Annotated in this window: 20 protein-coding genes; 11 read left to right on the forward strand and 9 right to left on the reverse strand. The window is 69.5% G+C overall.

The features are described 5' to 3' along the window. Nucleotides 1–228 precede the first annotated feature (228 nt). Nucleotides 229–765, reverse strand: a complete 537-nt coding sequence (locus RXV79_RS08205) for a methylated-DNA--[protein]-cysteine S-methyltransferase (RefSeq protein ID WP_316702931.1) — start codon at nucleotides 763–765, stop codon at nucleotides 229–231. 58 nt (nucleotides 766–823) lie between these two features. Between RXV79_RS08205 and RXV79_RS08210 the strand changes: the two genes are divergently transcribed. Together RXV79_RS08210 and RXV79_RS08215 are read left to right on the forward strand one after the other, a co-directional pair. After that, nucleotides 824–1792 carry a tRNA dihydrouridine synthase gene (locus RXV79_RS08210; protein WP_413816691.1) on the forward strand — a complete coding sequence of 323 codons (969 nt, stop codon included), beginning with the start codon at nucleotides 824–826 and terminating at the stop codon, nucleotides 1790–1792. Nucleotides 1793–1815: 23 nt separating this feature from the next. Next, on the forward strand, nucleotides 1816–3510 hold the full coding sequence (locus RXV79_RS08215) for an ankyrin repeat domain-containing protein (protein WP_316702933.1): 1695 nt from the start codon (nucleotides 1816–1818) through the stop codon (nucleotides 3508–3510). A 12-nt stretch (nucleotides 3511–3522) separates the two neighbouring features. On the opposite strand, the gene RXV79_RS08220 is transcribed toward RXV79_RS08215, so the two are convergent. Genes RXV79_RS08220 through RXV79_RS08230 form a run of 3 tightly spaced genes read right to left on the reverse strand, consistent with a single transcriptional unit; the run spans nucleotide 3523 to nucleotide 6703 of the window. Beyond that, on the reverse strand, nucleotides 3523–4158 hold the full coding sequence (locus tag RXV79_RS08220) for a DsbA family protein (protein ID WP_316702934.1): 636 nt from the start codon (nucleotides 4156–4158) through the stop codon (nucleotides 3523–3525). Nucleotides 4159–4187: 29 nt separating this feature from the next. Further along, nucleotides 4188–5723: a hypothetical protein gene (locus RXV79_RS08225; RefSeq protein WP_316702935.1), complete on the reverse strand. Its 1536-nt coding sequence runs from the start codon at nucleotides 5721–5723 to the stop codon at nucleotides 4188–4190. Further along, a complete protein-coding gene (locus RXV79_RS08230) occupies nucleotides 5708–6703 on the reverse strand; it encodes a hypothetical protein (protein ID WP_316702936.1) in 996 nt (331 codons plus the stop codon). Before RXV79_RS08230 ends, RXV79_RS08225 begins: the two co-directional genes overlap by 16 nt. A gap of 140 nt (nucleotides 6704–6843) precedes the next feature. Between RXV79_RS08230 and RXV79_RS08235 the strand changes: the two genes are divergently transcribed. From RXV79_RS08235 to RXV79_RS08255, 5 genes are all read left to right on the forward strand, one after another. Continuing rightward, complete coding sequence (locus RXV79_RS08235; RefSeq protein WP_316702937.1) at nucleotides 6844–7833, forward strand: Bug family tripartite tricarboxylate transporter substrate binding protein; 990 nt, start codon at nucleotides 6844–6846, stop codon at nucleotides 7831–7833. Between the two features lie 82 nt (nucleotides 7834–7915). Beyond that, on the forward strand, nucleotides 7916–9076 hold the full coding sequence (locus RXV79_RS08240; protein ID WP_316702938.1) for an MFS transporter: 1161 nt from the start codon (nucleotides 7916–7918) through the stop codon (nucleotides 9074–9076). Between the two features lie 50 nt (nucleotides 9077–9126). Further along, the gene (locus RXV79_RS08245) at nucleotides 9127–9357 is read left to right on the forward strand and encodes a hypothetical protein (RefSeq protein WP_316702939.1); all 231 of its coding nucleotides are present in this window, start codon (nucleotides 9127–9129) and stop codon (nucleotides 9355–9357) included. 32 nt (nucleotides 9358–9389) lie between these two features. After that, on the forward strand, nucleotides 9390–10727 hold the full coding sequence (locus tag RXV79_RS08250) for a CaiB/BaiF CoA transferase family protein (protein WP_316702940.1): 1338 nt from the start codon (nucleotides 9390–9392) through the stop codon (nucleotides 10725–10727). 89 nt (nucleotides 10728–10816) lie between these two features. Continuing rightward, a complete protein-coding gene (locus RXV79_RS08255) occupies nucleotides 10817–11776 on the forward strand; it encodes a hypothetical protein (protein ID WP_316702941.1) in 960 nt (319 codons plus the stop codon). 3 nt (nucleotides 11777–11779) lie between these two features. On the opposite strand, the gene aqpZ is transcribed toward RXV79_RS08255, so the two are convergent. After that, on the reverse strand, nucleotides 11780–12505 hold the full coding sequence (gene aqpZ, locus RXV79_RS08260) for an aquaporin Z (protein ID WP_316702942.1): 726 nt from the start codon (nucleotides 12503–12505) through the stop codon (nucleotides 11780–11782). 311 nt (nucleotides 12506–12816) lie between these two features. Here aqpZ and RXV79_RS08265 point away from each other — a divergent pair, with 311 nt between their 5' ends. Continuing rightward, nucleotides 12817–13026 carry a hypothetical protein gene (locus RXV79_RS08265; protein WP_316702943.1) on the forward strand — a complete coding sequence of 70 codons (210 nt, stop codon included), beginning with the start codon at nucleotides 12817–12819 and terminating at the stop codon, nucleotides 13024–13026. A gap of 36 nt (nucleotides 13027–13062) precedes the next feature. Here RXV79_RS08265 and RXV79_RS08270 read toward each other — a convergent pair whose 3' ends face one another. After that, nucleotides 13063–13548, reverse strand: coding sequence for a hemerythrin domain-containing protein (locus RXV79_RS08270; RefSeq protein ID WP_316702944.1), 486 nt, complete (start codon nucleotides 13546–13548; stop codon nucleotides 13063–13065). Between the two features lie 93 nt (nucleotides 13549–13641). On the opposite strand from RXV79_RS08270, the gene ylqF reads away from it, so the two are divergent. Beyond that, the gene (gene ylqF, locus RXV79_RS08275; RefSeq protein ID WP_316702945.1) at nucleotides 13642–14580 is read left to right on the forward strand and encodes a ribosome biogenesis GTPase YlqF; all 939 of its coding nucleotides are present in this window, start codon (nucleotides 13642–13644) and stop codon (nucleotides 14578–14580) included. On the opposite strand, the gene RXV79_RS08280 is transcribed toward ylqF, so the two are convergent. Both RXV79_RS08280 and RXV79_RS08285 read right to left on the reverse strand, forming a co-directional pair. After that, complete coding sequence (locus RXV79_RS08280) at nucleotides 14577–15104, reverse strand: hypothetical protein (protein ID WP_316702946.1); 528 nt, start codon at nucleotides 15102–15104, stop codon at nucleotides 14577–14579. The genes ylqF and RXV79_RS08280 overlap by 4 nt on opposite strands. Next, on the reverse strand, nucleotides 15101–16894 hold the full coding sequence (locus RXV79_RS08285; protein ID WP_316702947.1) for a glutamine--tRNA ligase/YqeY domain fusion protein: 1794 nt from the start codon (nucleotides 16892–16894) through the stop codon (nucleotides 15101–15103). The genes RXV79_RS08280 and RXV79_RS08285 overlap by 4 nt, the downstream gene beginning before the upstream one ends. Before the next feature lie 192 nt (nucleotides 16895–17086). Between RXV79_RS08285 and RXV79_RS08290 the strand changes: the two genes are divergently transcribed. Both RXV79_RS08290 and RXV79_RS08295 read left to right on the forward strand, forming a co-directional pair. Beyond that, a complete protein-coding gene (locus tag RXV79_RS08290) occupies nucleotides 17087–17407 on the forward strand; it encodes a hypothetical protein (RefSeq protein ID WP_316702948.1) in 321 nt (106 codons plus the stop codon). A gap of 126 nt (nucleotides 17408–17533) precedes the next feature. Then, nucleotides 17534–17941, forward strand: coding sequence for a hypothetical protein (locus RXV79_RS08295; protein WP_316702949.1), 408 nt, complete (start codon nucleotides 17534–17536; stop codon nucleotides 17939–17941). 47 nt (nucleotides 17942–17988) lie between these two features. On the opposite strand, the gene RXV79_RS08300 is transcribed toward RXV79_RS08295, so the two are convergent. Beyond that, entirely contained in the window at nucleotides 17989–18288 is a 300-nt protein-coding gene (locus RXV79_RS08300; protein WP_316702950.1) for a 2TM domain-containing protein, read from the reverse strand. Nucleotide 18289: the final 1 nt, after the last annotated feature.

Consider the following 18289-nt stretch of genomic DNA (forward strand, 5'->3'; position numbering starts at 1 on the left):
AGCCACAGGGGTGCCGGGGAGCCAGGGGCCGACGTTCCGGGTGACAGTGCGCCCAGGGACAGTCGGCTCCAGAGGGGCGCCGGTTTCATTGCTCTTGATGGGTATGCGCGCCGGGCAGCGCTGCCTCAGGAGTGTGCAACTCCGCGCGCATCGCCGGCAAGGATCTACCCCCTTGCGGCCACGCCCCTCCCGGGATTAGTGCCGACAATATTTGACGTTAGCTTCTGCTCAAAACAGACCCGGCTGGGAGCCGATTTCCGCACGCTCGATCAACAAAATCCGCAGCTTGGTCGAGACGCCTCCTCCTGCGGAGAAACCGCCCGACGCGCCCCGGGCCGCGAGCACCCGGTGGCACGGCATGATCACCGCATGCGGGTTCGCGCCCAGGGCCTGGCCCACGGCGCGCGAGAGCGACACGTCGCCCAGCTCGGTGGCGATGTCGCCGTAGGTGCGCGTCTGGCCCGCCAGGATCTCGCGGGTGATGGCGTAGACGCGGCGGTTGAAGTCGGGGATGCCCGTCTGGTCGAGCAGCACGTCGCGCAGGTCGACGCTCTGGCCCTCGAGCAGCGCCTGCACCCGCTCGATCACGTCTTGCACCCCGGCCGGCGGCGTGGCTTGCGGCAGCGGCCCACCGCGGCGGGCCATGCGGCGCAAGGTGGCCTCGTCGTCGGGCTCGGGCAGCTGGAAGGCAAGGATGCCCAGCGGCCCCCAGGCGATGCCGCAGCGGCCGATGGCGGTGTCGAAGACGGTGCAGGCGGTGTCCATCAGGTGACTGTGCCAGCTTCGTAAACTCCGGCCTCATGACGATCCTGCTGACATGACGATGCTGCTGCTGGCCCCGATGGAGGGGCTGCTCGACCACACCCTGCGCGACATCCTCACGCGGGTGGGCGGCATCGACCGCTGCGTGTCGGAGTTCATCCGCGTGACGGGCACGCTGCTGCCCGAGAAGGCCTTCTACCGCGTGGTGCCCGAGCTGCGCCATGGCGGGCGCACGCATGCCGGCGTGCCCGTGCGCGCGCAGCTCATGGGCTCCGACCCGGTGTGCCTGGCGGAGAACGCAGCGCGCCTGGCCTCGCTCGGCCCGGCCGGCATCGACATCAACTTCGGCTGCCCCGCCAAGGTGGTTAACCGCCACGGCGGCGGTGCCGCGCTGCTGCAAGACCCGTCGCAGCTCACCGGCATCATGGCCGCGGTGCGCCGCGCGGTGCCGGCGCAGGTGCCGGTGTCGGCCAAGATGCGGCTCGGCTTCCACGACGCCTCGCGGGCCCTGGAATGCGCGCTCGCGCTGCAGGACGGCGGTGCCGAAGAGCTGGTGGTGCACGCCCGCACCCGTGCCGACGGCTACCGCCCTCCCGCCCACTGGGACCGCATCCCCGAGATCCGCGAGGCGCTGCACATCCCCGTGGTGGCCAACGGCGAGATCTGGACGGCGGCCGATGCGCAGCGCTGCCGCGAGGTGTCGGGCTGCGAGCACCTGATGCTCGGGCGCGGCATGGTGAGCGACCCGGGGCTCGCCTGGGCCATCGCATCACCGGGGCGCAGGCCCGTCGGCTGGGCCGACCTGCAGCCGCTGCTGAAGGCGTTCTGGGACCTCGTCTGTGCCCATGTGGTGCCGCGCCACCAGGCCGGTCGCCTGAAGCAGTGGCTCAACTACCTGCGGCGGCGTTTCCCCGAGGCGGAGGCCGCGTACATGGAGCTGCGCGTGGTCAACGACCCGCGCCGCATCAACGCCTGGCTGCAGGCGAGGGCGCCCGTTGCGGCGCCGGCCCGTGAAGCCGCGTTGGGATAGTCCACAAAAAGGGAGGGATCACGATGACGAATTGGAGATGGCGGCTGCGCGCCGCGGCGGCCTTGCTCGGCCTTTGCATCGCCGGCGGGGCGATTGCCCAGCAGCCGGCCTGGAGCGACGGCGAGCGCGCCCTGCTCGGCGCCGCCTGGCAGCACACGGCGGGCGCCAATGCGTTCGAGTACCGGCTGGTGGTGTTCGAGACCGAGGTGCAGGCGCGGCAGGCCCGGCTCTCCAAATGGGGCGAGGGCACGCGCTACAAGGCCTACGACCTGCGCGCCGACAGCCTGGTCGACGTCGACCCCGGCCTGCGGGTGGCGCTCGCGCAGCTCTACACGCCGCAGCGGCGCAGCCCGCCGGTGCGCTGGGTGCGTAAATCAGGGGCCACGCACTGGGCGGTGCTGGAGCTCGTCAAACGCGGCCCGGTGCAGGCGCCGCGCAACGCGGCCGAGTTCGACGAACGGGCGAAGCGCTGGCTGGCTCAGGGCCATCTGCCGGCGCTGGCCGAGCTGGGCACGAACCCCGAGCACAAGGCCCGTGCCGCCTTCTGGTTCGCGCGCACGCCCGAGGCGGTGAAGGCGGTGCCGGCCGAGCTGGACCCGAACGTGTCGTTTGGCAGCGAGATGACGCCGCTGACCCAGAACGTGCTGGGTGGCCGGGTGTCGACCGCCGAGGCGCTGCTCGTGCGCGGGGCCGACCCCAACCGTTGCGGCTTCTGGGGTTGCCCGCTGCACGTGGCCTTTGCGATCGAAGACGCGGGCGTGAGCGCCCAGGCGGTGCAACTGCTGCTTGCGGCCGGTGCCAAGCCCGGCCAGAACGACCCTCGCTTCGAGGCGTCGCGCGACGTGCCGCTCAACGACGCGATCCGCACACGGCGGGCCGATGCGGTGAAGACGCTGCTCGATGCCGGCGCCTCGCCCGACGGCGCGCCGGGCGTGGAGGTCACGCCGCTGGTGGCCGCCGTGATGGCGCAGGACCGCGCCCTGATGCAACTGCTGCTCGACCGCGGCGCGAGCCCGCTGCCGCACGACGACCGTGGGAAAGACCGCCTGAACCGGCACCTCACCATCGTCGGCATGGCGGTGGAGAAGGGTGACAAGGACCTCCTCGCGTGGAGCGAACGGCTGATGATGGAGGCGGCGCTCAAGGCCCCGCGCTACCGCTGGGACGCCCATTTCGAGCAGGACGGCCGGCGCATCCCCATCGTCGACGGCGCCGAGGTGGCGCTGAAGGCTGCGCCCTTCAAGCTCGTGATGACGCTGCCACCGCCCGCCCACGAATACGGCCTGTCGATCGCCGCCTCGTATTCGCCGAGCCTCGCCGACGAGGTGCGCCGGCCCGACCGCGGCAACGGCATCTTCATCTCCACCCGCAGCGGCGCGATGCACGCGCCGCCCCACGAGGAGTCCTACGAACTCTTCGTCTACGACACCCGACCTGCCGATGCCAAGCCCGACGACACCTGGGGCGGCAACATGCACCTGAGCGTCAACGAGCACCGCCGCGACTTCCACGAAATCCGCGAAGCCCGGCATGAGCATGTGCGCGAGTTCCGCGCGGTGGCGCGGATCGAGGAGAAGAGCGACGCCGACGTGAAGAGCGTGCCGCTCACCGCGCTCAAGGGCCGGCGCATCACCTTCGCCATCGGCGGCTTCCTGCCGACCGAGGAATGGGTGGGCCGGCTGGTGGCGCCGAGGGTGGTGACGCTGGTGCTGCGCTGAGGGGCGCCGCCCTCAGCCGTGGGCCTGGGTGGCCGCGGCGAGCTGCTGGCGCAACGCGTCGATCGGCAGGTAGCCCTGCGCCACCAGGTGCAGGTGGTCGCCATGTTCGGCGATCAGCGCCGGGAAGCCGCGGATGCCCCACTGCTGGGTGATCGCGAAGTCCTCTTTCGTGGCCTCGCGCATTTCTTCCGACGCAAAGGCGCGTGCGAAATCGGCGCGGGCGATGCCGAGCGACTCGGCCACATCGGCCAGCACTTCGGGCTGCACCACGTTCTTGCCTTCGGCATAGAAGGCATGCTGCACGGCCTTCAGGTAGCGCCACACGAGCTTCGGCCAGTACTTGCGCACCGTGACCACGGCGCGCGCGGCCGGCTCGGTGTCGTACACGAAGCCCGGCCGGTGCAGGGCGGTGTGCGGGGCTTGCGCAAACGGCTGGCCGCTCGCTTCGGCCACGTGCTTCCAGTGGCCGGCGAGCTCGTTGGCGCGTTCGGGTGGGGTGGGTTCGGTCGTGAAGGGGCGCAGGCCGCCCATCACCAGGGCCAGTTGCAAGGGGGCGAATTCGCCGGGGGTGGCGAGCAGCTCGTCCAGGGGCTTGGAGAAGCCATAGCACCAGGAACACATGGGGTCGACGACGTAGATGAGGTTCATGCGCCGATGCTAAGCCCGGCGCGCTGATCTCACCGGCCGCAGGCGCGTATCTCCTTCACGGTGACCTGCAGTTGCGCGAGCGGGCAGGCGGGCTTGGGCTCGATCTTGTAGGTGTCGCCCATGAAGCAGTCGGTCGCGATGCCGAGGAAGGTCTTGCCCACGCCATCGATGTAGTTCGCGTGGCCCTCGCAGCGGGCGCGGTAGTGCAGGTCAACGCAGTCGACCTTCTCCGGCTTGATCTTCGGCAGCAGGCCGACCACGTAGTACTGGCCTTCGCCCCCCGGGCAGGTGCGGGCCTTGAGCTGGGTGCCGCGGGCGAGGGCGACCAGGTACTCGCGTTTGGCCTGTTCCTCGGCTTCCTGCTCGGCCTTCCGGGCGGCCTCGGCCTCCGCTTTCTTGCGGGCGCGTTCGGCGGCGGCCAGTTCGGCCTTCTCGTTCTCCTTGGCTGCCTTCTCGCGGGCTTCCTTGTCCCGGGCCTGCCGGTCTTTCTCGGCCTGGGCCGCCTTGGCCACCTTCTCCGTCTCTTGCTGCTGGGAGGCGGCGCGGTACTCGGCCACCGTCATCTTGGGCGGGGCCGTGCGACCGGCCTGCTGCAGCATGGCGGTGAGTTCGGCGTCGCTCGACTTGCCGATGCGCTTGGCCAGCACCGGGTCGGTCTTGGCGCGCTCGCGCAGCTCGCCCACCATCTTCTGGTTGGCGGCCGGAGCGCTCTGCTTGCTGGCGAGCGTGTCGCCGAGGGCGTTCACGGTGCCGGTGCTGCCGCCGCTGCTGCGCGAGGCAACCTTGGCCACGCCCACCACCGCGGCCACGCCGAGCGCGGTGGCGAAGAGCGTGTTCCAGCTTTCGCGCGATTCGCGCTCGCGGGCCAGCTTGGCGGCCTCCTCGGCGTTGACCCGCTCCAGGTCGCGGCGCAGGTCGTCCTGCAACTTGGCGATGTAGTCGGGCCGGGCGCGGTGGAAGACGACCGGCAGGTACGACGGGTACTCGCCGGCCCGCACGTCGTGGCTGGTCCAGTCGCTGATGTAGAGGCCGCTCGTCACCTCGTCGGCGTCTTCGTCGATGCGCGTGCCCTGGAAGATGTAGTAGCCGCCCGTCACCGTGCCGGCGCCGACGATGCCCGGCACGAAGTCGAACTCGCCTTCATAGGCTACGCCGCGTGCGTCGGTGTAGCGGCCCTGGGCGTAGCGCGCCACGTGGCTGCGGTCGAAGGGGTTCCAGGTCTTGGCGAAGCTGCCGGTGTAGACGCTCGGGTCGCGCAGCACGTCGTCCTTGCTGCCGCGCGGCACCGTGCCTTTGACGGGGTAGCCAGCGGCATCGACCGTGAGTTCGAAGGTCTGGTCGGGGAAGGCGGTGTAGACGACGCTGTAGGTGCCCGCCGTGAAGTCGGACTTCACCCAAGGGCCCGTGTAGGTGGCGAAGCTGAAGCGCACGCTGCCCTCGCCATTGGCGCAGTTGCCGCTCACGCAGCTGCCGCCGCGTTGCCGGGCCGGCGCGGCGTGCAGCGGCGGCAGGGCGAGGCTCGCGCTCAGCAGCACGAGCGCGGCGCGGGTCAGTCCACGTCGCATGCGGCGCTCTTGATCTGCTCGCCTTCGTCGTAGCAGGTCTCGCTGGCGGGAATGCGCAGCGGATCCGACGAATACGGTGACTTGATCTCGTAGGCGTAGCCGATCGAGCGGCCGTGCATGACCTCACCCTTGAAATTCATCTCGTTGATTTTGGTGGGGCCGTTGTAGGTGACGAGCTTCCAGCGCTCGCCCTTGAGCGGCACGCTTTGCGTCACGCTCTGCGTGATCGAGACGTAGGTGCCGAACATCGGCTTGGGCGCCTCGGTGCGCATGTAGCTGATGCCCACGTTGCGCGGCGGCATGTTGGTGTCGCCCAGCACGAAGCTGCCGAAGAGCGACTTGATGGTGATGCTGCTCGGCTTCGACGAGCGGTGCTCGCCGTGGAAGGTGGCGGTGTAGACGAGCCCCACCGGCTTGCCGCCCTGCGCCACGAAGCGCTTGAGCACGCGCTGCGGAATGCGGGTCTCGTTGTCGAGCACGGTCGACACCGAGGTGTACTCGGCGAGCAGCTCCACCTCGCCCTGGAGCGCGCCTTTCACGCACTCGCCCTTGAGCAGGTGCACCCGCGCGTCTTCCACGCCTGGCGGCTTCAGCGTGCCGCGCTTCATGCCGGCGGCGCGCTCCTGCTTGGCGTAGGCGGCCAGGACCTTGGGGTCGCGCGCGTCGGGGATGCCGGCGAGCTTGTCGCGCGCAGGCTGGGGCGGCACGCAGGGCCAGGGCAGGGCGCCCGCGGTGCTGGGCAGGTAGGCCCCGGGGTTGGCGAGCCAGCGCTGGTACTCGCCGTTGATGCGGCCCAGCATGGCGGCGTAGACGGGGTCGTCGAGGCGGGGCATGGGCGGCAGCACGTCGCTCTTGGACGGCGTGGCCACGGCCGCGGGCGGCGGCGCGGCCTGGCTGCCGGTGCCGCGGCTGCCGCAGCCGCCCACCAGAAAGGTCACGGAGAGGGCGGCGAGCGTGAGATAGCGAGGGTGTGCGTTCATCGGGCCATCGTGTCAGCGCGCTCTGGCCCCCGGCATCGGTCGAATGGCCGAGGCGGCGCGCCGAGGTGTGGCGCAATTCGCGTTCGCTGCGGGTGCACGGCTATGCTGCGGGCTCCGCCGACCTTGCCGCAGACAGCGCCATGAACCTTCGCCACCCCCTTGCCCGCCGCGCCGCGCTCGGGCTCTTGTCTGCCTGTGCACTTGCCGCCGCATCGCCCGCCACCTGGGCGCAGGGCTGGCCCACGAAGCCGGTGCGCATCGTCGTGCCCTACGCGCCTGGCGGCACCAGCGATGCGGCCGCGCGCCTGCTGGCCGAGCGCCTCGGGCCGGTGCTCGGGCAGACGGTGGTGGTGGAAAACCGTGCCGGCGCGAGCGGCACCACCGGCATCGACGCGATGGCCAGGTCGACCGACGGCCACACCTTCGCCTTCGCCGCGATCAGCCCGCTCACGCTCAACCCGCACCTGCAGAAGGTGCCCTACGACCCGCTGAAGGATGTGATGCCAGTGGCGGCGGTGATGTACTCGCCGATCTACTTCGTGGCGACTCCGGCGTTCACCGGCAAGACCTTCGCCGACGCCCTCGCGCAGGCCAAGGCGAAACCGGGCGCCCTCAACGTCGCGACCTCGGGCATGGGCAGCGTAGGCCACCTGATGCTCGAGCACATCGGCAAGAAGGCCGGCGTGAAGTTCAACCACATCCCCTACAAGGGCAGCGGCCAGGTCATCAACGATGCGGCGGGCGGGCAATTCGAGCTCTTCACCACCAACCCGAGCCCGGCCGTCAACGGGCTCATCGCGCAAGGCAAGCTGCGCGTGCTGGCAGTGGCGGCAGCGCACCGGCTGCCGGCGTTTCCGGACGCGCCGACCTTCACCGAGCTGGGCCATCCCGATGCCAATCTGAGTTCCGTCTTCGGTGTCTTCGCACCGGCGCGCACGCCGTCGGACGTGCAGAAGCGCTTGAACACCGAAGTCAACAAGGTGCTGGCGGACAAGGACGTTCAAGAGCGGCTGTCAAAGCTCGACAACATCGTGAGCCCGGCGTCCGTCGAACAGTTCAGCACGCAGGTTCAGCGTGAGTACGAGGCGAATGCGCGCGTGATCAAAGAAGCGGGAATCAAACTCGAATGAGGGCCGCCGCGCCGGGCCGCCCCAAGCAAGGCCCGACCCGCTTGGAGGGTCGCCTGCCGTACTCGGCAGGCGGGGAGTCGTCATGACCGTTGGCGTCTACCTCGCCGTCGTCCAGTTTTTCTTCGCGCTGTGCTGGACGGTCTATGTGGCCTACCTGCCGCAGCTGGCGGCGCAGGTGGGCATTCCCAAGTCGGCGGTGATCTGGATCCTGATGCTGGACCAGCTCATCTTCGTGCTGAGCGACTACGCCTTCGGTGTGGCGAGCGACCGCGCGGCCAAGGTGGTGGGTCGGCTCGGGCGGCTGGTGGTGGCGGTCACGCTGCTGTCGTGCGCGGCCTTCCTCGCGCTGCCGCTGGTGGCGCCTTCGGGCTCGGCGCCCCTCTTCCTCGTGCTGGTCGTGCTGTGGTCCATCACCTCCTCGGCGTTGCGCGCGCCGCCGCTCACGCTCGTGGGCCGGCATGCGGCGCGGCCGCAGCTGCCGTGGCTCGTGGCCCTGTCGGTGTTCGGGCTGGGCGTGGCGAACGCGATCGCGCCCTACCTCACGCTGCAGCTGCGCGAGGTCGACCCGCGCGGCCCCTTCCTGCTCGCGAGCGTGGCGCTGGCGCTCGTGACCTGGGGCATCGTCGCGGCCGAGCGCAAGCTGGTGCATCACGGGGCGGCCAAGGCAGCGTCGCCCGCGCCGGTGGAACTGCCGGCCATCCGCGGCTTCCTGGCGGCGGCGGTGCTCGCGGCGGTCGCCTTCCAGGTGCACAGCTTTCTCAACAGCGCGCCGCTCTACCTGCGCTTCGCGGCGCCCGACCAACTGGCCTGGCTGGCGCCGGTGTTCTGGGTCGGCTTCAACCTTGCGCTGCTGCCCGCCGGGGCGCTCGCCAAACGTGTGGGCGCCTGGCGGGTGATGGCGGCGGCGGCCCTGCTGGCGGGCTTCGCCACCTGGGCGGCCGGGCAGGCGCCGAGCTTGAACGCGCTGATCGTGGCGCAAGGCCTGGCCGGGGCCGGCTGGGGCTTCCTGCTGATGAGCGCCTTCGCCACCGCGCTGGCGCTCGGGCACACCGGGCGCGAGGGGCAGCTCGGTGGGGCGCTCTCGTCGGTGCTGGCGCTGGCGGCGCTGTCACGCATGGCGGTGCTGGCCGGTGGCTGGCACAAGACACCCGAGGTACAGGCGCTCCTGGCCTGGGCGCCCGCAGCCGGCTGGGTGGCAGCAGGGGCCGTTCTGTGGTGGGCGACACGCCGCCGCGTCGCATGAGCTAGTCTCACAGCTTCCCGCTTTCACGTTCCCCACCAGGAGGAGGTGCCTTGAAGACCTTCCAGATCGAGCTTCAGAAGATCAAGTCGATGAGCAACAGCAACCAGACCGGGCTCATCGAAGCGCGCGTCGATGCGCTCGTCACGCCGAAGAACATGCGTGGCGAAGAGGAAGCCACCACCACGCTGAGCTTCGACGAAGCCACCGCGCGCGTGCTGATGCTCCTGCTCAAGCAGCAACTGGCCGAGTTCGACGGCCGCAAGGCCAAGAGCCGGCGCTAGCCCCCGCCCGAAAAGAACACACGGAGACACCCATGAACACGCTGCTGCACGGGGTCACCGTGCTGGATTTCTCGGAGTACATCGCCGGCCCCTACTGCGGCTTCCTGCTGGCCGACCTGGGCGCGCGCGTCATCAAGATCGAGCCGCCCGACGGCGCGGAAGAGCGGCGCATGGGCGGCTCGATGCGGCGCTATGGCGGCAACACGCGCATGTCGCTCGCGATGAACCGCGGCAAGGAAAGCCTGTCCATCGACCTGCAGCAGCCCGAAGGGCGCGAGATCGTCTACAAGCTCGTGCGGGACGCCGACGTGGTGGTGCAGAACTTCGTGCCCGGCGCGGCCGAGAAACTCGGCATCGATTACGAGACGCTCGCGAAGATCAACAAGCGCATCGTGTTCCTGAGCAGCACGGCGTTTGGTGAAGTCGGCCCGTACCGCAAGCGCAAGGGCTTCGACATCATTGCGCACGCGGCGTCTGGCGTGATGTCGCACTACGCCGACGAAGACGGCGCGCCGCGCGGGCCGGGCGGCATCGCCTACATCGACATCGGCACCGGCATGCTCAATGCGCTCGGCATCGTGAGCGCGCTGTACCACCGCAACGTGTCGGGCGAGGGGCAGAAGATCGAGACGTCGCTCTTCAGCACCGGCATGGCGCTGCAGGCAATGAGCCTCCTGCACATCGACGGGCTCGACGCCGAGCAGCACGCGCAGGAAAAGCACATCCTCAAGACCGCCCTCGGCGAGGGCAAGAAGCACACGCAGATCATCGACCAGTTCGCCGAGATGCGATTGCGAAAGGACCTGCCGCAGACCACACGGCCCATCGAGGTGCCCGACTGCCTGCACCGTCCGACGGACCGGCAGGTCTACCCTTACTACCGCGTCTACCCGACGGGCGATGGCTACCTCGGCATCGCCGCGCTCAACCGCAAGCTGCGCGACAAGCTCTGCGCGGCCATCGGCGTGGTCGACGACGACGTGGCGGTCGACACCGGCGACGTGAGCGACGAGGTCTACTTCCGCCAGAAGCAGATGATGAAGACCATCGAGGCGCGCCTGCGCGAGCATGGCAACGCACACTGGATGCCGCTGCTCGAGGCGGCCGGCGTGCCTTGTGGCCCCGTCAACTACCGCGCCGACCTCTACACCGACCCGCAGGCCGAGGCGCTGGGCCTGATCTGGGAGCTGCACAACCGCGATCTGGGCTCTTACAAGGCCTCGGGCCACCCCATCCGGTTCAGCAAGACGCCGGTGCAGCCTGGGCGGGGGGCGCCTTCGCTCGGCGAGCACACCGAGGCGGTGCTGGCGCAGGCCGGCTATGCGCCCAGCGACGTCGAGCGGCTGAAGGCCAGCCGGATCGTCCGCTAGGCGCCCGCCCGATGTGCGGCGGCCCCGTCTGCATGGCCGGGCACCGCCCGAGTGCGCTCGGGTGACAATGGCCGTCGAGCGATACCCCCATGCCCACCCTCAGCCCCGTCAAGACTGCCCTCGGACAGGATGAACTGCGCCACCGCACGCGTGGCCTGGGGCAGCGTTACCGCACCGTGCTGTTGCTGGTCGACGGGCGGCGCTCGCTGGGCGACGTGCTGGCGATGGCGCTGAAGGCTGGCGCGCAAACCACCCACTTCCAGGAACTCGTGGAGATGGGCCTGGTGGAGGTGCCCACCGAGATGGCCGCGGCCGAGCCGGTGGAAACCGAACCCGGTGCGCTCGACACCCCCCGGCTCACGAGCGTCGACCTCGACGTCTTCCCCGAGCCGGCGCTGACCCCGATGGCCGAGCTGCTGCCCGACGAGGAGGACAGCCGGCCGGCCCCGCTGTCGCCCACACCGCCGCCGGCCGCGCCCGCCCAGGCCTTGGTCGAGCCCCAGCTGCCCAGACGGGTGTTCGAAGACCCGCCGACGCAGGAGAACCGCGAGGTCGTGCTGGGCTCGTCGCAGGGCCTGCCGATGATCGACGTGGGTGGCATCGCCGCGGCGCCGGCCGAGGCTCCCCCGGCCCCTGCGGCGGCCGCCAGCCGCTACGTGCAGGCGCCCGCCGTCGTGCTCAATGAAGCACCCCGCACACCCGAGTGGGTGCAGGGCGTGCGCGAAACCCCATTCAAGACCGCCGACCATGCCCGCCCCGCGCCGCGCATGACCGAAGAGGAGCGCCTGCAGTACGTGCGCGACCTGCTGCTCGACACCCTGCGCCGCGATTCGCTGCTTTTCGCCACCTTTTCGGTGGGCCGTGTGCGCGCCGCGACCACGCACAAGGAGCTGATCAAGCTCGTGTGGGAGATCGAGCGCGACCGCGCCCACCCCCGCCGCAACCGTGACCAGCTGCTCAACTTGCAGCGCGCCCGCGAGCTGCTCGGCATGGGCAACACCCTGGTGGCTGGCGACAGCCAGCCGGGTGCGCCGTCGTCCGAGTACTGAGCCTCAGCTCGTCGCCGGTCGCCCGATCACGTCGGGCTCGGCATCTGCTTCGAAGAGCATGCGGTACACCCCGCCGCCCACCAGCGCGCCGACGAGGGGTGCCACCCAGAAGAGCCACAGCTGCTGCAGCGCCCAGCCGCCCACGAAGAGCGCCGGCCCGGTGCTGCGCGCCGGGTTCACCGAGGTGTTGGTCACCGGGATGCTGATGAGGTGGATGAGCGTGAGCGCCAGGCCGATCGCCAGGCCCGCGAAGCCCACCGGCGCGCGCTTGTGCGTGCTGCCGAGGATGACGAGCAGGAACATCGCCGTCATCACCACCTCGCACACCAGCCCCGCCACCATCGAATACTTGCCCGGCGAGTGTTCGGCGTAGCCGTTGGAGGCAAGGCCGCCGGCCAGGTCGAAGCCCGGGGCGCCGCTCGCGATGACGAGCAGCACGCCGGCCCCGGCAATGCCCCCGGCCACCTGCGCCACCACGTAGGGAAGGATGCTGCCGCCCGGGAAGCGGCCCCCGGCCCACAGGCCCACCGTCACGGCGGGGTTGAAGTGGCCCCCGGAGATGGGTCCGAGGGCGTAGGCCCCGGTCACCACCGTCAGCCCGAATGCGAGCGACACCCCGAGGAGACCGATGCCCACCTGCGGAAAGGCTGCAGCCAGCACGGCGCTGCCGCAGCCTCCCAACACCAGCCAGAACGTGCCCACCGCTTCAGCCAAGAGCTTTGAAAGCATCGGAATCCTCCTCCGGGGGTTGATGACCCACGGGATGCTAGGCATCCGTGATGACGGTCACAAGCACCACGTTTCGCAGGGGCCGCCGCGCTTGACGAAAGGCGCTGTCTCGACAGTCCACGCAGTTCCCACGCAAATGAGGGGCCCCCGATTGGTCGTAAGTCACATGAAACCTGTCGGATCAATTCCTACAGTTCTCTCATCCAGTTTGGGACGAGATGCCGAGACACCCACCTAAGGACGTCGAAGCGGTCAACGCCTAATCTTCAGCCACGTTGATACCAACGGTAGAGCAGCAGGAGTTCGTTGCCATGAATACCGATTTCGCAAAACCCGCCTACGAGTTGCGCTTCCAGTCCCTGTTCCAGGAGGGCCGCGCGCTGACCTTTCCGTGTGATGCCGGTGGGCAGGTGGCCCTCGATTCGCTCAGCGAACGGGCCCGCCACAACTACCTGTATGCCCGCGCGGTGGTCGGGCGTGAATTCGCCGCCCCGGCGGTGCAGCTGAGCGATCTCCACTGACGACCAAGGCGCCTGCGAGGCGCCTTTTTGTTGTCTTCACGTTCCGGTGCTGCAGGCGAGCCCGCCGCAGCCTTCGATGAGTGTCTCGGGCAAGGCCTGCGGCACGAGCAGCGCCCCGGTCGCCGGGTCGTAGCCCACGCGGCGCAGGTGCAGCGCCAGCGCCGCATCCATGCTCTGCGCATGCTGCGGGAACCACTCCCCGAGTTCCTTCGTCAGCTTGCGCAGCAGCGCCGGGCCGTATTCGCCGCTGTCCACCAGCCGTGCGGCTTCGCGCAGCGTGTCGAGCACCACCTTGTGCTGCGTGGTGTGGCAGTTGCCCGAGGCGAAGCGCGTGGCGGCCATCCAGCGGTCTTCCTGGCCGAAGTGGTCCTCGGTGTGGTCGATCAGGTCTTGCCAGCACTGCGGCAGGGCTGCGTCGCTGGCCTGCTCGGCCATCGCCAGCAGCGTGACGAACTCGCGGTGGGTGTCGTCCATCGAGGGAACGTCGAGGGCGAGGGCGTCGCTCCATTCAAGCGTGGGCATGTTCGTCGGCATGTTGTCGGTTGAAGCGTGCAGGCTAGTGGCGGCGGGCGGCGCTGTCCTTGTTCCACCGCAAGGCGAGGCGACAATCGCCGCATGCCCATCCAATGGTTCCCCGGCCACATGCACCTCACGCGCCAGGCGATCGCCGAGCGCATCAAGCAGATCGACGTGGTGATGGAGTTGCTCGACGCCCGCCTGCCCGGGTCGAGCGCCAACCCGCTGCTGGCCGAACTCACCGGCCACAAGCCGCGGCTGAAGATCCTCAACAAGCAGGACGTGGCCGACCCGGTGCGCACCGAGGCCTGGCTCGCCTGGTACAACGCCCAGCCCGAGACGCGGGCGCTGGCGCTCGATGCCTCGGAGACGGCGCCCGCGCAGCGCCTCATCGATGCGGCCCGCTCGCTCGCGCCGCACCGCCACGGCATGGACAAACCGCTGCGCGTGCTCGTCTGCGGCATTCCCAACGTCGGCAAGTCGACGCTCATCAACACGCTGATGGGCAAGCGCGCCACCAAGACGGGCGACGAGGCCGGCGTGACCAAGGTCGAGCAGCGCGTGGCCCTCGCGAAAGACGCCTACCTCTTCGACACGCCCGGCATGCTGTGGCCGCGCATCATCGTCGAGCAGAGCGGCTACAACCTGGCGGCCAGTGGCGCGGTCGGGCGCAATGCGTATGACGAGCAGGAAGTGGCGCTGGAACTGCTCGCCTACCTGCAGCGGCACTATGCCGACCGCCTGGTCGAGCGCTACAAGCTCGACGACGCCAGCGTCGCACTGCCCGACGAGGCCTTGCTCACCGAGATCGGCCGCAAGCGCGGGGCCTTGCAAAGCGGCGGGCGCGTCGACCTGCAGAAGGCGGCCGAGGTGCTGATCAACGATTTCCGCTCGGCCAACCTCGGGCGCATGACGATCGAGACCCCCGAGGAATACGAAGCCTGGCTCGCCGCGGGGCAGGCAGCGGACGCGGAACGCGCCGAGCGCAAGGCCGAACGCACGGCGCAGAAGCGCCAGCGGCGCCCGACGGGGCGCTAGCGAAGCGCCTGCAGCGCGGCGCGGATCGCCGGGTCGGCCAGCAGCGCCATCGTCGTGCGCTTCAGCTCGGCCGCGTCGATCTGGTCGGGCGGCGTGTGCTTGCTCTGGTGCTCGATCGCGTCGAGCTGTGCCGTCAGGCGCGCGTCGTCCACATGCACGGACGCGGTGTAGAGCAGTGCCATCAGGTCGTGCAAGCCGCGCATGCGCTCGTAGGCGCCGAACATCTGCCGTGCCGTGTCGGCCGAATCGCGCCAGTCCTGGCCGGGGAAGAGCTGCTGCGAGACACGCTGCCCGGCGCCGTGGCAGTCGAACACCGTGCAGCCTCGAAACCCGCGGTCGACGAGATCGGCGTGGATGCCGCACTTGAAATCGCCGCACAGGTGCGGGCAGGGCGTGTGGGCCGGCTTGTCGAAGCCGAAGCCCTGCTGCGCATCGAAGGGCGGCACCACGCAGCACAGGCCGGTGCAGGCCGCGCAGTCGGCCCTCAAGTGGGCCGGCAGCACCGCTCGCCGGCCGGTGGTCATTTGCTCCAGGTGTCCTTGAGCGTGGTGGCGCGGTTGAACACCGGCTTGGCGGCCGTGTGGTCATGCCGGTCGGCCACGAAGTAGCCGTGACGCTCGAACTGGAACTTGTCGTCGGGCGTCGCTGCGGCAAGCCCGGGTTCCAGGTACGCGGTGACGACCTTCTTGCTGTTCGGGTTCAACACCGAGAGGAAGTCGCGGCCGCCCGCATCGGGCTGGGCCTCGGTGAAAAGGCGGTCGTAGAGCCGCACCTCGGCGGCGATGCCGGTGGCGACGCTCACCCAGGTGATGACGCCCTTGACCTTCACGGCCTCGGCGCCGGGCGTGCCGCTCTTGGTGTCGGGCACGAGCTTGGCGAGCACGGCGGTGATCTCACCCTGCGCGTTCTTCTCGCAGCCGGTGCACTCGATCACGTAGCCGTACTTCAGGCGCGCCTTGTTGCCGGGGTAGAGGCGGTGATAGCCCTTCGGCGGTGTTTCCATGAAGTCTTCGCGCTCGATCCAGACTTCGTTCGTCAACACGAACTGGCGCTGGCCACGGTCCGGGTGCGCCGGGTGCACGGGGGCGTGGCAGGGCTCCTGGTGCGACTCGCTGCCGAAGATCTCGGTGAAGTTCACGAGCTTGAGCTTGAGCGGGTCGAGTACCGCACAAGCACGCGGGGCCTTGGGGTCGAGGTCGTCGCGCAGGGCGATCTCGAGCGAGCTGTAGTCGATCCAGCCACCGGCCTTGCTGACGCCGCTGCGCTCGGCCATCAGCTGCAGGCTTTCGGGCGTGTAGCCGCGGCGGCGCAGGCCGACGATGGTCGGCATGCGCGGGTCGTCCCAGCCGTTCACGTGGCCCTCGTCGACCAGCTGCTTGAGCTTGCGCTTGCTGGTGATGATGTAGGTGAGGTTGAGGCGGGCGAATTCGTACTGGTGCGGGCGCGGTTGCGCCAGCAGGCCCAGCTCGCAGAGCTTGTCGAGCAGCCAGTCGTAGAAGGGGCGCTGGTCTTCGAACTCGAGCGTGCAGATGCTGTGGGTGATGTTCTCCAGCGCGTCTTCGATCGGGTGCGCGTAGGTGTACATCGGGTAGATGCACCAGGTGTCGCCGGTGTTGTGGTGCGTGGCGCGCTTGATGCGGTAGAGGGCCGGGTCGCGCAGGTTGATGTTGGGCGAGGCCATGTCGATCTTGGCGCGCAGCACGGCGGCGCCGTCGGCGAGCTTGCCGTCGCGCATCTCGCGGAAGCGGGCGAGGTTCTCGGCCGGTGTGCGGGTGCGGAAGGGGCTGTCGGTGCCGGGCGTGCCGAAGTCGCCGCGGTTGGCGCGCATCTGCTCGGCCGTCTGCTCGTCCACGTAGGCGAGGCCGGCGTTGATGAGCGCTTCGGCCGCGCGGTACATGAAGTCGAAGTAGTTGCTGGCGTAGAAGAGGTGGCTCGTGCCACCCACGTTCCAGTCGAAGCCGAGCCACTTCACCGCGTCGAGGATGGAGTCGACGTACTCCTGTTCCTCTTTCTCCGGGTTCGTGTCGTCGAACCGCATGTGGCAGATGCCGCCATAGTCGCGCGCCAGGCCGAAGTTCAGGCAGATGCTCTTGGCGTGGCCGATGTGCAGGTAGCCATTGGGCTCGGGCGGGAAGCGGGTGCGGATCTTCGCCGGGTCCAGAGGGCCGGCGGCATGGTGCTTCGCATCACCCGGCGTGCTGGCGAAATGCCGGTTCGCATAGGTGCCCTGCGCCAGGTCACGCTCGATGATCTGCCGCAGGAAGTTGCTGGGCTTGTGTTCATCGGCGGGGGCATTACGGGCAGGGTCGCTCATGCAGGGCGTTTCGAAGTGGTGTTCAGAGTGGAAAAAGCGAAAGACGATTGTAGTCGGCGCTCCCTTCTGAAGCCCTTGTCTGGTGCGGGCGTGAAGGTTTGCACGCTGGTGCAATTTGCGTGGCGGCCCGCCCCCGCGGCTGGAGGGGCGCAGGGCCTGTCGTGGCGGAAGGTGCTTCGAAACAATCTCCGCATGACTTCTTCGACCCCGCCCGACCCTTCGCCATCGCACCCCCAGCGCCAACCGCAGGCCCAGGCCCTGAGCGCCGATGCGCATGCCTGGCTTGCCGGGCTGCCGCCGCGCTACCAGCCGCTCGCCACCGCGCGCCAGCACCCGCACATCGTGAACCGACTCTGCGAGCTGTGGCCGACGCCGGCCGCGCTGCCGGCTTACATGAAGGAACTGGTGCTGAGCAGCCGGCCGGCGCGGCGCGAAGGGTTCGCCTTCGAGGTGCTGACCGAGCTGGCCGACCTGCAGTCGCTCGTCGACGACATGCAGCAGGCTCCGCGCTGACGCGGTGCCGCGCGCGCTTTACGTGCGTTAACACGCCTTTACCTTCACCGTGTGAACGGGCGGCCGCCGCCATCCGTTGTGGGAGCAAGCCGGCCGCTTGGCGCCGGTCTCACAAGGAGAGAACACATGTTCAACCGCAAGTCCGCTTTCGCTGCCCTCGTTGCGCTGGGCGCCCTGGCTGCCGGCAGCAGCGCCCATGCGGGCAACGTGCAGTGGTCCGTGGCCGTGAACCTGCCGGTGCCGGTGCCCGTCGTGGTAGGTGCGCCGGTCTATCACGCACCGGCCCCGGTGTACTACCCGCCGGCGCCGGTGTATTACCCGCCTGCCCCGGTGGTGGTCTACCGCCCCGCACCGCCCCCGGCCGTGGTGTATCGCCCGGTGCCGGTGGCCGACTACCGCGGCTGGGACCACCGCCATCACCACCATCGTCATCATGGCCACCGCCACGATGACCACCGCGGTGGCTACGGCTACGGCGATCGCGACGACCGCGGCCCCCGCTGGGAGCCGGGCCCGCGCCAGCGTCACCATTGAGCCAGCGCCACCACTGAACTCGAAGGGCCGCAGATGCGGCCCTTTCTTCATGGTTTGTCGGACTCGCCGCGCTCGCGGCGCATGCGCTCGATCTCCTGCCGCAACATGCGCTCGCGCATGCCCTCACCCTGCAGCGTGGCGAAGGTGAAGAGGCCGTGGATCACGAGGCCGATGGCCCAGCCCCAGATGAAGAAGGGCTTGGTCCGGGCGCCGACGAGAAACGCGATTCCGAAGCCCAGGTGCACCAGCACGAAGACCATCGCGTGCGTGTAGAAGCCGATCTTGCGGCGCACGCGGCGCAAGGCGCGTGCCTCAAGGCTGTCGGAAGGGAGGTCGGATCGGCTCATT

This window comes from Piscinibacter gummiphilus (genome assembly GCF_032681285.1).
In the GTDB taxonomy this organism is placed as follows: Bacteria; Pseudomonadota; Gammaproteobacteria; order Burkholderiales; family Burkholderiaceae_C; genus Rhizobacter; species Rhizobacter gummiphilus_A.